This is a genomic window from Natrinema sp. H-ect4, from assembly GCF_041894845.1.
Classification (GTDB): Archaea; Halobacteriota; Halobacteria; order Halobacteriales; family Natrialbaceae; genus Natrinema.
In genome coordinates, this window is record NZ_JBHDYC010000011.1 from 91,354 (window position 1) to 103,571 (window position 12,218).

At 64.7% G+C, this 12,218-nt stretch carries 9 protein-coding genes; 3 read left to right on the plus strand and 6 right to left on the minus strand.

What is annotated here, in order from left to right; all coding sequences use genetic code 11:
• Together ACEWFR_RS15265 and ACEWFR_RS15270 are read left to right on the plus strand one after the other, a co-directional pair.
• Nucleotides 1-1,653 carry an ABC transporter permease gene (locus tag ACEWFR_RS15265; protein ID WP_374061866.1) on the plus strand — a complete coding sequence of 551 codons (1,653 nt, stop codon included), beginning with the start codon at nt 1-3 and terminating at the stop codon, nt 1,651-1,653.
• Between the two features lie 3 nt (nt 1,654-1,656).
• Nucleotides 1,657-2,820, plus strand: coding sequence for an ABC transporter ATP-binding protein (locus ACEWFR_RS15270; protein WP_374061867.1), 1,164 nt, complete (start codon nt 1,657-1,659; stop codon nt 2,818-2,820).
• 92 nt (nt 2,821-2,912) lie between these two features.
• On the opposite strand, the gene ACEWFR_RS15275 is transcribed toward ACEWFR_RS15270, so the two are convergent.
• From ACEWFR_RS15275 to ACEWFR_RS15290, 4 genes are all read right to left on the minus strand, one after another.
• Nucleotides 2,913-4,814, minus strand: a complete 1,902-nt coding sequence (locus ACEWFR_RS15275; RefSeq protein WP_374061868.1) for an asparagine synthase-related protein — start codon at nt 4,812-4,814, stop codon at nt 2,913-2,915.
• The gene (locus ACEWFR_RS15280) at nt 4,744-6,111 is read right to left on the minus strand and encodes a lysine N(6)-hydroxylase/L-ornithine N(5)-oxygenase family protein (protein ID WP_374061869.1); all 1,368 of its coding nucleotides are present in this window, start codon (nt 6,109-6,111) and stop codon (nt 4,744-4,746) included. Before ACEWFR_RS15280 ends, ACEWFR_RS15275 begins: the two co-directional genes overlap by 71 nt.
• Nucleotides 6,108-6,695, minus strand: coding sequence for a GNAT family N-acetyltransferase (locus ACEWFR_RS15285; protein WP_374061870.1), 588 nt, complete (start codon nt 6,693-6,695; stop codon nt 6,108-6,110). Before ACEWFR_RS15285 ends, ACEWFR_RS15280 begins: the two co-directional genes overlap by 4 nt.
• 183 nt (nt 6,696-6,878) lie before the next feature.
• Nucleotides 6,879-8,000, minus strand: a complete 1,122-nt coding sequence (locus ACEWFR_RS15290; RefSeq protein WP_374061871.1) for a DUF4330 domain-containing protein — start codon at nt 7,998-8,000, stop codon at nt 6,879-6,881.
• Between the two features lie 210 nt (nt 8,001-8,210).
• Here ACEWFR_RS15290 and ACEWFR_RS15295 point away from each other — a divergent pair, with 210 nt between their 5' ends.
• Entirely contained in the window at nt 8,211-10,010 is a 1,800-nt protein-coding gene (locus tag ACEWFR_RS15295) for an ABC transporter ATP-binding protein (RefSeq protein ID WP_374061873.1), read from the plus strand.
• Nucleotides 10,011-10,017: 7 nt separating this feature from the next.
• Here the strand turns inward: ACEWFR_RS15295 and ACEWFR_RS15300 are convergent, their stop codons facing one another.
• The gene (locus ACEWFR_RS15300; RefSeq protein WP_374061874.1) at nt 10,018-11,238 is read right to left on the minus strand and encodes a glycosyltransferase family 4 protein; all 1,221 of its coding nucleotides are present in this window, start codon (nt 11,236-11,238) and stop codon (nt 10,018-10,020) included.
• Between the two features lie 19 nt (nt 11,239-11,257).
• Entirely contained in the window at nt 11,258-12,184 is a 927-nt protein-coding gene (locus ACEWFR_RS15305) for a hypothetical protein (RefSeq protein WP_374061875.1), read from the minus strand.
• Between the last annotated feature and the right edge of the window lie 34 nt (nt 12,185-12,218).

Here is a 12,218-nt window from a genome sequence, read left to right on the forward strand (position 1 = left end):
ATGTCCGTGGGCGATAGGCTAGTGTCACGGTTTGACCGAGGGGAGACGGACGGCTATCCGACCGGCCTGACGCTCCTGAGCGGTGCGATCGCCGCGGTGGTACTCTCACCGATCGTGTGGATCGTCATGCGCGTGCTCCAGGTCGACACCGACTACGCGCTGTCGATCGTCGCGCGCCCGATGACCGTCGAGATCCTGTTGACGAGCCTCGGCCTCGTCGCCGCCGTCACCGGCGCATCGATCTGCATTGGCGTTCCACTCGCCTTTCTCACCGTCCGCACGGATCTCCCGTTCCGGCGGTTCTGGACCATCGCCGTCGCCCTGCCGCTGGTCATCCCGAGTTATCTAGGGGCGTTTACCTTCATCTCCGCGTTCGGCCCCGGCGGACAACTCGCAAACGCACTCGCGCCCCTCGGCATCGAGTCGATTCCACCGGTCTACGGGTTCTGGGGCACGACGCTCGTGCTCACGCTGTACACCTATCCGTACGTGTTCATCACAACTCGGGCGTCGCTGCTGTCGTTCGACCAGCAACTCGTCGAGGCCGCACGGACGCTCGGGACGACACGCTGGCGAGCATTCAGGCGCGTAACGCTTCGACAACTCCTGCCCGGGATCGCATCGGGGTCTCTCTTGGTCGCGCTGTACACGCTCTCGGATTTCGGTACTCCGTCGCTTATGCGATTGGACGTATTCACCCGCGTCATCTTCGTCGAGTACAACGCGTTCGGTCGCGAGACAGCCGCCATGCTCTCCTTGCAGTTGCTGGCGATCACCGCAGTGATCCTCTCGATCGAGTCGCGCATCGGTGACTCGAGTCGCGGGGCCTACGTCGGCACAGGCGCGAGTTCAGGAAGCGACACGACGGTCTCGCTGGGCGCGTGGAAAGCCCCCGCGCTCGCATTCTGTACGAGTATCGTCTTCCTCTGTCTCGTCGTGCCACTGGCCGTCCTGACCCACTGGCTGGTCCGGAGTCCGAGCCAGGCCACCCGACAGGGCGTCGGCTTCCAGTGGCAGTTCGCGATCAACTCGGTGTCCGTCTCACTGGCGGCGGCAGTCGTCTGTGCGGCCGCCGCGGTTCCGGTTGCTTACCTTGCCGCGAGACATCGGTCCAGGCTGTCTGAGCTGTTCGACCGGATGACCTACGTGGGGTACGCGATGCCCGGAATCGTCCTCGGTCTCGCGCTCGTGTTCTTCGCCGTCTATTACGAATCGTCCGTCGGCGACCTCTTGCTTTTCGGCGTCGACGTCACCCCAACGCTGTACCAGACGCTCCCACTGTTGATCTTTGCGTATGTCATCCGCTTTCTCCCGCAGGCCGTCGGGTCGACGCGGTCGTCGGTGCTGCGCGTCGACCGGAGTCTGACCGAAGCTGCGCGAACGCTCGGTCGGACGCCCGCGGGCGCGTTCCGCCGGATCACGCTCCCGCTGATCGCACCCGGCGTGATCGGCGGCGCGGCGCTGGTCTTTCTCACCACGATGAAAGAGTTGCCTGCAACACTGGTGCTTCACCCGACAGGCTTCGAGACGCTCGTCACGTACATCTGGAGCGTCCGCGAATCCGGCTACTACGGGTTCGCAGCCGTTCCCGCGCTGGTGTTGATCGTCGTCTCGGGTCTTTCGATGGTCGTCATCCTCTCACAGGAGGAGTAACTCATGTCAGAACACAACTATACACACGAATCGCTCGCATCGTCTGAACCGGCGACGTCGACCGCCGACACCGACGGCGATTCCCGACAGTCGACAGTACTCGAACTGGACAACATCGCACGGTCGTACGCGACCGAGACGGCGGTCGAGGACCTTTCCTTTTCCGTCGGCGACGGCGAAGTGCTGACGCTATTGGGTCCATCAGGCTGCGGGAAAACCACGACACTACGGTTGATTGGCGGGCTCGAACGCCCAAACGATGGAACCATCAAACTGGGCGATCGCGTCCTCGCTGACGTCGACGGAAGGTTCGTACCGCCCGAAGAGCGCGGTATCGGGCTGGTGTTTCAGGACTTCGCGCTCTTTCCGCACCTGACGGCGGCCGAAAACGTTGGATTCGGGCTCACAGAGTGGCCCGAGAGCGAGCGTCAGGCCCGCGTCGAGCAATTGCTCGACCTCGTCGACCTGTCGGACCACGGCGACGATCGACCGAGCGAGCTCTCGGGCGGACAGAAACAGCGCATCGCGCTCGCGCGCTCGCTGGCACCTGAGCCCGACGTTCTCCTGCTGGACGAACCGCTTTCGAACCTCGACGTGAGCCTTCGCGTCTCCATGCGCGAGGAGATCCGCCGGATCATCGACGAGACGGGCGTCACGACGATCTGGGTCACCCACGATCAAGAAGAGGCGCTGTCGGTCGCCGATCGTGTCGGCGTGATGCACGATGGCCAGCTCCAACAGGTCGGGCGGCCGGCAAAGGTGTTCGAGCGTCCGGCTTCGCGGTTCGTCGCCTCCTTCCTCGGTCGCGCCGGGTTCCTCTCGGCGAGCGTCGAGGACGGCGTGCTCGTGACCGATGTCGGCCAGCTCGACACCAATGCGCTCGTCGGCGTCGATCGATCGGACTGGGGGGCACTGTCCGACGAGCCGACGGTCGACGTGCTGGTTCGCCCCGATGACCTCCGCGTGAGCCCGACGACGACCGATGAGGCCGACGGCACGATCACGCGACGCCAGTACCAGGGCCCGTCGTTTATCTACCGCGTCGAGACCGACAGCGGCGACACCATACAGTGTCTTCACGGCCACACGGAGGTGTTCGACATCGGCGAGTCGGTTCGCGTCGAACTCGTCGCGAACCACCCGCTGGTGTGGTTCCCGTCGGCCTGAAATCCGTCAATCGTCCCCTCATACGGTCTACTGTACCGATGTGCCGCGAACCATTCTGCGGTCACGCCTGAACTGACAGGCAAAAGTCCGTCTCAATCGCCGACAATTCGTCCCGTAAGCGGCATTTCGAGGACGGTGACCAGCCGATATAGTTCCTCGGCGGCGTTCGTCTCGCCCGCGCGGTGACGTCGATACGTGTCACGCACCGCATCCCAGTCGAGGCCGGGTAGCCGTCGACCAGTCTCCTCGTGTCGCTCCAGCGCCCGACCCACGAAGTCATGGGTTCTGATCACTTCGTTTTTGTCCTGCCACGGTCCCTGCGTCCGATACGAGTCGGTCCCGTCGAGTTTGTCGAACAGGTTCATCGCGCGATTGCCGACCACGTGCGCCGCCTTGGGCTGTTTCAACGGGACGCGCGACGAAGCGTGCGGAATATCGGCCAGCGAGCCGTCGAGTCGGTCCACGGCTCGGTGCAGCGGACCGCGGCGCAATCGGTGCTTCAGGGGCATCGAGAGGGCTAGATCCACCAGTCGGCGGTCGAGGAACGGGTTCCGCGTCGGCGCGATCTGTACTGCGCTGAATAGGTCGAACCCGATCCCGTTCGTGATCGGATACAGCGTCGAATTGAGGCCGAGCTGTTCGACCGACTCGTAGCCGACGCCGTGGAACTCCACCTCGCCGTTCTCGAACCGGATGTTCTCGCGCAGGATCTCCTCGAGCGGTGCCGCATCGAGAAAGTCGGGCCGGCGCGTGGGCCCAGCGGTCACCTGCTCGCATACGAAGTCGTCGATGGTCGACGGCAGGCGCTCGAACGGGAACCAGAACTGGATGTCGAACGGGAACTGAAGCGTCGCCTGCGGGATGCTCCAGGCTCCGAAGAGATCGTCGCTGTACAGACCCGTCAGTAGCGTGTCGACCTCGGCGTCGATTTCATCGGCGAACCCGAGTGCGTGACCCGTGTGAAACGGCCCGACGAACTCCTGAATCGGTCCGGCCCGCTCCAGTAGCGTGGCGTGGTAGTTTGGCCCGCGATTCAGCAGTTCGAATCGGGAGTCGGCGGCGTCGGCCGCCCGTTTGGCGATCCGTGCCTCGCGATTCCAGCCGTCGCCCAGGTGAAAGGCCGTGAGTGGCTCGTCGGCAGCCGCCAGCACCGCTCGAGAGTCGCTCCCGCCACTCAGCAGGAGGCCGTGGTCGCGGTCGTCTCGCGTCCGGTCGTGGACCGCCCGTTCGAATCGGTCGGTGAGTTCCCGCACGAAGTACGAGAACGGTCGGTCTTGGGGCCGGTATCGGGGCTCCCAGTAGCGACGGCGATCGGTGTCGCCGCTCTCGATATCGCAGGTCAGGATCGTCGCCGGCGGCAGTTGCTCGAGTCCCGTGATCGGCGTCTTGGTGCCGAACGTGCGCCGACAGTAGAGGTACTCAGCGAGGAATCGTTTGTCGAACGCCGGCTCGAACCCCGGCAGCACGGGCACCGTCTGGACGGCCGTCGAGAACGCGAGGCCGTCATCCCCTCGGGCGTAGTACAGCGGCCGCGCACCGAGCCGATCGGTGAAAAACGAAACGGTGTCGGCGGCCGGTTCGTAGACGCAACCGGTGAACTCGCCGTCGAGACGGGACACGAAGTCGAGACCGTGGGCGCTATACTGCCGGGCACAGACCTGTGCCGATTCGTTGGGGTCGACCGAGCGCCGCTCGCCGCCCTCGTCGGTGACGCTGTACACTTCGCCCCAGATCCACACGAGCGACCCGTCGTCGGTCTCGGCGGGCTGGTCGGTTGCCGTCCCCTCGTGGAACGCCGCGCGAATGACGACCCCGTGTTCGCGGTAGGTGTCGGCCACCTCGCCACCGGCGATGATCTCGGGGACCGTCTCCACCTCGACGCTGTGAGCGTCCCCGCCGAATACACCGGAGAGACCGACCATCTCAAGCCCCGTCGCTCGGCTTCGGCGCGGCCGACTCGAGCCGGTGTGCCCCGCGTTCGGCCACGAAGTCATCGACGGAGAAGCGCTGGAACGTGTCGGCGCTACGGGGTTCGTAGACCTCCTCATCGGCGACCGCGTTGACGATGGTGGCGTTTCGGTACGGTCCGAGACCCAGATCGGGCGCGTTGAGGCCGTGGGTGTGCAACTCCGCGTTCTGGACGAAGATCTCGCCCGCGAGCCCGTCGGTCTCCAGACGGAAGTCGCGAGTGATGGCGAGTCGCCCCTCGTCGTCGCGCCGGATCCGGTCTTCCAGCGGTGCGAGGAAGGGCGGGTCGGTCCGGGTGTAGCCGGTTGCCAGGATCACCACCTCGCTCTCGTGAAGGAACCGGTCGCCTTCCTGCCACTGCTCGCAGATCAACTGGTAGCCCTCGCCGTGCGAGCGGGCCGGCCCGATGTCGGTGATCTCGGTCGCCGCGAGCAGTCCGACATCGGGCTCGGCGTCACCGATGGAGTTCCGGTAGAGCGCGTCGTAGATCTTCGCGCTCGTCTCCCCGTCGATCCCCTTGTAGAGGAGATCCTGTGACCCGAGCAACTGGTCTTTTGTCTCCTGATCCAGATCGTAGAAGTAGTCGATGTAGTCCGGCGTGTAGATCATGTGGCCCAGTTTGGCGTCAGCCATCTGGAAGAAGCCACGCGAACGGGTGATCCAGTCGATGCTGTAGGCCCGGTCGGGCTGGCGCTCGACGAGGTCGCGAAACACCTCCGCCGCGCTCTGTCCGGAGCCGACGATCGTGATGGAGTCGGCGTCGAGACACCGGTCTCTGTTGTGAAGGTACGACGCCGAGTGGAACACGTCGGGGCCGAGGAAGTCCTCGAACTGCTCGGGGATATGACGTTGGGTCCCGATCCCCATGACCACGTTCTCGGCGGCGTAGCTCGCCCGGTCGCCCGTCACCGAATCGACGGTCTCGACGACGAACACCCCGTCGTCCTCGCGCACGTCGGTGACCCGCTGGTCGAAGCGCAGGGACGGGAGCTGGTCGGCCACCCACCGACAGTAGTCGTTGTACTCGCGGCGCGGGATGAAAAACTCCTCGTAGAAGTAGAACTCGTAGAGACGGTTCTGCTCGCGAAGGTAGTTGAGGTAGCTGTAGGGGTTCGTCGGGTCGACCATCGTGACCAGGTCCGCGAGGAACGGGACCTCGAGTGTCGTCCCCTCGATGAGCATCCCCTCGTGCCAGTTGAACGCCGGCTTCTGCTCGAGGAAGGCGACGTCGAGGTCGGCGGCTGCGTCGTCGATCAGTGCTGCAAGTCCGAGGTTGAACGGGCCGACGCCGATACCGAGGAGGTCGTGGACGTGATCGGTCATGTGCCCCCCTCCTCGAAGCGGTCCCGGTCACAGAACATGAGCAGTCCAGTTTTGTCCGGCAGATCGACCTCGTGTGCGGCCTCGAAGCCGCATTTCTCGAACACGCGGATGGCCCGCTCGTTCCGGATGTCCGGTTCGGTGACGATGCGCTCCGTCTCGGGGTGCTGGAACTGGAAGTCAACCATCGCCCGCACCAGCGGGGCCCCGTACCCCTCGCCGAGGTACTCGCGCGGGCCGATGAGCAAGTGGATCCCCTGATCGGCCGGGTCCGCGTCGTAGTAGTCGCCGATCCGATCTCGGGCGGCCCAGTACGATTCCCAGTAGCTCATTGGCGTGTGGTCCAGATAGCCGATGTAAAGCGTTTGGTCCTCGTTTTGCGCTCGCTCGTTGATCGTCTCCCGTACCTGCAACAGCGGATCGTCCTGCTCCCAGTAGGGGAGGACGTGATCGCTGTTGAGCCACGCGTGAAGGCGACCGAGGTCGCGGTCCGGATCCACCTCCCGGAAACCGATGGACTTCTCGAGGTCGGGATCGGTTGTGAGATAACTGTACCCCGACCGCACCGTCTCCCGCGGTCCGGTCATACTGCTTCCCCCCGTCGGTCCACCCGCCGGACGACGGCTCTGAACGGTCGGTTCATCGTGTGAGCGTTCATCTCTCGATCTCTTGCACGCACATTTTTAGGCAAGCCTTAAAAGTATTTAGATTCCACAGTCGACGCCTCAGACGGCCGAATACCCGTAACGGAGGTTCCGGGAATCTCACTACTATTGAACGTCTAATACCTCACCCACGACCGAGACGGTGTCGAAGTCCAGGGGCAGGGTGGTCCCTGCCCGCACTCGACGCGTCCGGAACCGAAGCTCGTAGCCGGTGGATCGCGCTCGCAACTCGACGGTGAGGAACACGTCTTCATTCCGGGGGTGTTCGCGTTCGTAGATGTTCCCGTCCGCACTCGTGAGAACGACCGACGCCGGTTCGGTCCGTACGTCCGTGACGCGTGCAATCGTGGCGTTCCCCCGGCGCTCGACCATTCCCGCTTCGATCCGGTCGGCGACATGAGGCGGGACGTTCGCGGCTCTTACGGTGACGGTCCGTTCGACGGGGTCACCGGGCAGCGAGGCGTTCCCCCATCGCGCCACCGTACCGGAGAATGCGTATCGGTCCGTCCGGAACTCGAGTGGCCGGTCAACGAGCACTCGGTCGGCCCCGAAGTAGGTGGCGCCGTCGTATCGGATCGTGCGCAGGGAGAGTCCCACGAGGCCGGTCCGGTTCGTCCGGTTCGTCCTCGGGTTGACGACCGCTTGCTCGACGGTCGCCATCGTCCGCCCGTCGATCCGGTAGGTGTCGCCGCGGTCGACGAGGGCAGCCGTCGACGGTCCCAGGTCCGCTTTGACGAGGACAGGGAGCGTACTCGTGTTCAGCGTCTCCCCCTCGGTGCTCAGTTCCAGCACCTCACCGGCCACGTCGTACTCCGCCGTCTCGATGTCGAGGTCGCTACCGCGCTGTACTCGGGTATCTGCGAACGTGATGGACCGTCCGTCGCTCTCCTCGCCGTCGGTGAGCGTGCCGTCGATGCGAACCCGAACGACGACGGAGAGGTTCTTGCCGTCCGTAGGACCCACGTACGTGTCGGTGATCGTGAGGTCGGGCGCGGACGTCGTACCGTCCGCGACTCGCTCGGCGACCGCTGGCGACCGATTGCCGAGGTCGACCGTCGCATAGCGCGTGGCGGATTCGCCGCCGTTTCCGCCGGCGCTGTCACCCCCACCGAGCGGATCGAGGAAAACGACGCCCGCGACGATCGCCCCCAAGACGAGCAAGACGACCAGCGCGTCGTAGACGTTGACGCGACCGAACAGTCGGCCGTTCTCGTCGATGACGTTCACGGGGAGTGCCCCCAGACGGACGGTCGATCTGTTGCCGTGTCCATGGTTCGGATCTTGAACTACTCGTGAATCTTCGGTCCTCGGTAAAAGCCTTTCACATATCATTTGGCGCGCCTAAACCACGCCCCTCACGCCGTGACAGCGCCGATATGGAGATGAATGGATTTATACGCCCCAGCCGGGAGTAGCGATGTAGATACAGTCTTTCGTATGCCAGAGCCTGATTCCCCTCCCGCTTCGCGGCGCGAAAAACTCGACGCGTTGGTCAGCGTTCTCGAATACGACCCGAAGCTCACGGGCGCGATCGTCGGTCTCGGGATCATCGCTGCCGTGCTCGAAGGGGTCGGACTGAGTTTTATCCTCCCGATCATCGACCTGGTCCAGTCGGGCGGCCAGCCCACCGATGGCGGCATTGCCGGGATCTTCGCGGCAGTCTACCAGCGCGTAAACGTGCCGCTCACGCTCGGGACGGCGGTGCTGGGCGTCGCCGCCGTCATGATCGTCCGGTTCACGGCGAGTTTTCTGGTGGCGTGGTTCCGGGAGACGCTCCGGATGTCTTACATCAGGGACCTCCAGACGGAGGCGTTCGGAAACGCCTTCGACGCCGACATCGCGTACCTCGACGAAACGGGATCCGACGACGTACTGAACGCGATTATCACCCAGACGTTCTACGCGGGCCAGGTGATCGAGCGGCTGGTCCTGTTCGTTGAGCAGTCCTTTCTCGGCATCGTCTACGGACTCATCGCATTCGCCGTTTCGCCGGTGCTTACGATCCTCACGGTCATTGTACTCGGCGGCGTGACGGTGCTATTGCGCGTCGTCGTCGAACCGGGCTACGATATCGGCAACCGCGTCGCGGACGCGAACGAGCGACGCCAGAAAGCCGCCCAGGCCGGTACGCAGGGAATGCGGGAGAGCCGAATATTCGGCCTCGTCGACGAACTGTACGGTGATTTCGTCGAAGCGGTCGACAAGTATACTCGAGCGCGCGTGAAGCTCCGTCGCAACGAAGCCGCGATCGACAACGCCTATCAGCTGACCGTCGCAGTGTCTGTGTTCGCGCTCATCTACGTCTCGCTTACGTACGTGGAGTTGACGCTCAGTTCGCTGGGCCTGTTCCTCTTCGCGATGTTCCGGCTGGGACCCAAGGCGAGTCGGGCCAACGAACTGTTCTATCGGATCGAGCAGGACCTTCCGCATCTCGTTCGCACGCGCCAGTTCACGCGCGATCTCGCTCGCAACGCCGAGCCAGACACCGCTTGTCGCGAGGTCCCCGGGACGATCGAATCGGTCGCTTTCGACGACGTGAGCTTCGCCTACGACGAGGATACCGAGGTACTCCGTACCGTCGACTTCTCGGTGGACCGCGGGGAGTTCGTCGCCTTCGTGGGCCAGTCGGGGGCGGGGAAGTCGACCGTCATCTCGCTGCTCGCACGGATGCACGAACCGACCGACGGCGAGATCCGGGCGAACGGCGTTTCGATTGGCGAGATGGATATCGACGAGTGGCGCGACCACATCGCCGTCGTGGAGCAAGACCCCTACATCTTCGACGACACACTCGAGTACAACCTGACGATCGCCGACAGGGACGCCTCCTGGGAGGAGGTCGAGCGGGTCTGCGAGATCGCCCAGGTCGACGAGTTCCTCGACGACCTTCCGGACGGCTACGAGACGCAGGTCGGAGACGACGGCGTGCGGCTCTCGGGCGGACAGAAACAGCGCGTCGCCATCGCCCGGGCACTGCTCGACGACGTGGACGTGTTGTTGCTGGACGAGGCGACGAGCGATCTGGACTCGAACCTAGAGCAAGACGTTCAAGCAGGGATCGAGACGATGGACCGGGAGTATCTCGTCGTCACCGTCGCCCATCGGTTGACCACGGTCCAGAACGCTGACCGCATCTACACGCTCGAGGACGGAGAAATCTCGGAGGTCGGGGCCCACGACGAACTCGTCGAGAACGACGGGGAGTACGCCGACCTCTACGCGGCACAGAGCCGATGAGGCGACTTCACCGTTCGATCACGCGCTCGTACAGCTCCTCGAACTGCGGAACGACAGTCTCGGCCCGGTAGGCCGCCACCTCGCGCCCGGCCGCCGACGAGCGGGTCGCTAGTTTCTCGCCGTCGAACAGGTCGCGCAGCGCGGCGACGAACCCGTCCACGGAGCCGTCGGTGGTGACGCCGCCGTCGCCGACGATCTCCGCGACGCTGCCGACATCGCTGGCGACGACCGGTGTCCCCGTCGCGAGCGCTTCGAGGAACACGCGGCCGAACGGCTCGTCCCACCGGCCGGGGTAGACGAAGCAGTCGTGGGCCGCGAACACACTCGGGAGGTCGTCGTTCGGCAGCCACCCGGTGAACGTGACGCGGTCCTCAATGGCGCTGTCCGCGGCCCGTTGTTCCATGTCTGTCCGGAGGCCACCATCGCCAACGACGGTCAGCCGGACAGCCCCGGAGACCCGGTCGTTCAGTCGGTTCAGGATCGGGACGAGTCGGTCGACACCCTTGTGTTCGTCGAGCGATCCGACGTACAGCAGGTCGTAGGGAGCGTCGAAGTCGCTCTCGTGCGGGCGACTGAACCGCTCGTCAAGGATGTTCGGAATCACGGTCAGCCGCTCGGGCGGGAACCCGAAGTCGGCGTACGTGGCCTCGATGTGTGGCGAGAGGGCGTGGTAGGCGTCGATCTCGTCGACCATGCGTTCGCCCTCTCGGATCAGCTTCAGGTAACCGAGCCTGCTCGCCGAGCGATAGAGCGGGCCGTCCTCGTCGTGGCTGCCGCTGGTCGCGAGCGAGCAGGCCGTACACTTGGCCAGCCCATTGCTAGTGCAGGGCTCGCGGTCCATGTAGCGGAGATCATTTTTCGGGCAGATCCCGCCGTAGGCGTTCAGCGTTACGACCGTCGCCGCGCTCGTTCGCGCGGCGATCTCGCCCAGTACCGGCATACTGTTCATGACGTAGCTGTGCACGACGTCGTACTCGGCGAACTCGGCGACGCGCTTCCGGAGCGCGTCGTTAAGCTGGAACGCTGAGTGGTACGGGTAGCCCGACAGCTCGAGCGGGCGAATCGAAACGTCGGCGTCGATCGCGGCGTCCTCGGGCGGTCGCTCCCAGGGGTACACCGTCACGTCGTGGCCGCGATCGGCCAGCTCGAACACGATGCGCGAAGCGCTGTGCGTCGCGCCCGTTCCCTCGCTCTGCGGATAACTCGGGTGGACGAAACCCAGTTTCACGCCGTCTCCCTCGTGGTGGTCATTCGGCGTATCCGAGATCGCGCAACCGTTCGGCGACAACGTCGTCGTCGGGCGATTCGTCGCGATCGTCGGGAGTCGCCGCGCGGATCGTCCGGCGGGCCCCGCTCTCGTATACCAGCCACGGCACGTCGACGAGCTCCGGCGTATACACGCCGCGAGGGTGCCCCCACTCCCGAAACGGGATCGGGAACGCGCGTTCGCCGACCATGTTGCCGTGGTCGGCCGTTACGATCGTCTTGCCGCCGAGTTCTCGCATGGCGTCTTCGACGTGGGGAAGCGCCCGGTCGAGGTTGCCGTCGTAGAGTTCCCAAATTTCGTCCCGATCCACGTCGGTTTGTCCCTGTAAGAGCTGTACCCAGACGTTTTCCTCGGTCGCCTCCGGGTCGGAGAAGTCCCCGCCGTCGAAGTCAGCGTCGGACCCAACGAACGGGTAGTGGGGTTGCATGTAGTGGACGACGAGGCGCTTGTTCGGGTACTCCTCGGCGGCCCGGAGCGCGTGCTCGGTCACCGTTTCGGGGAGCACCGTACCGTGTTCGTTGCTCCACCCGTCCGCACGCCAGACGTCGACGACGGCCGCGAACTGCGCATCGATCGACTCGCGGTGCTGGGAGAGCTGTGGGTTCGCGGTCACGTAGACGGTGTCGCTGAGGTCTCGGCCGTCGACGTTCGCGCGGAGAAACTCGACGGTCGTGGACGCCCGGGACTCGGCGCGTTCCAGCCGGCCCGGCAGCTCCGTCCGGCGCTCGAACATGTCGTACCTGCACGCGTCGAGGATGAAGAGGTTGTCCCAGTCGGCCTCGAACGGATCCACGCCGTCCTCGTTGCACTCGCGGCGGCCGAATCGGCGGTGATACAGCCGGTTGGCGTGTCGGCAAAACAGGATTGGGGTGCGGAGCGCACGGGACAGTCGCGAACGCGTGTCCATGTGTCACTATCTCGCCAGAGCCGCAGGATTAGTG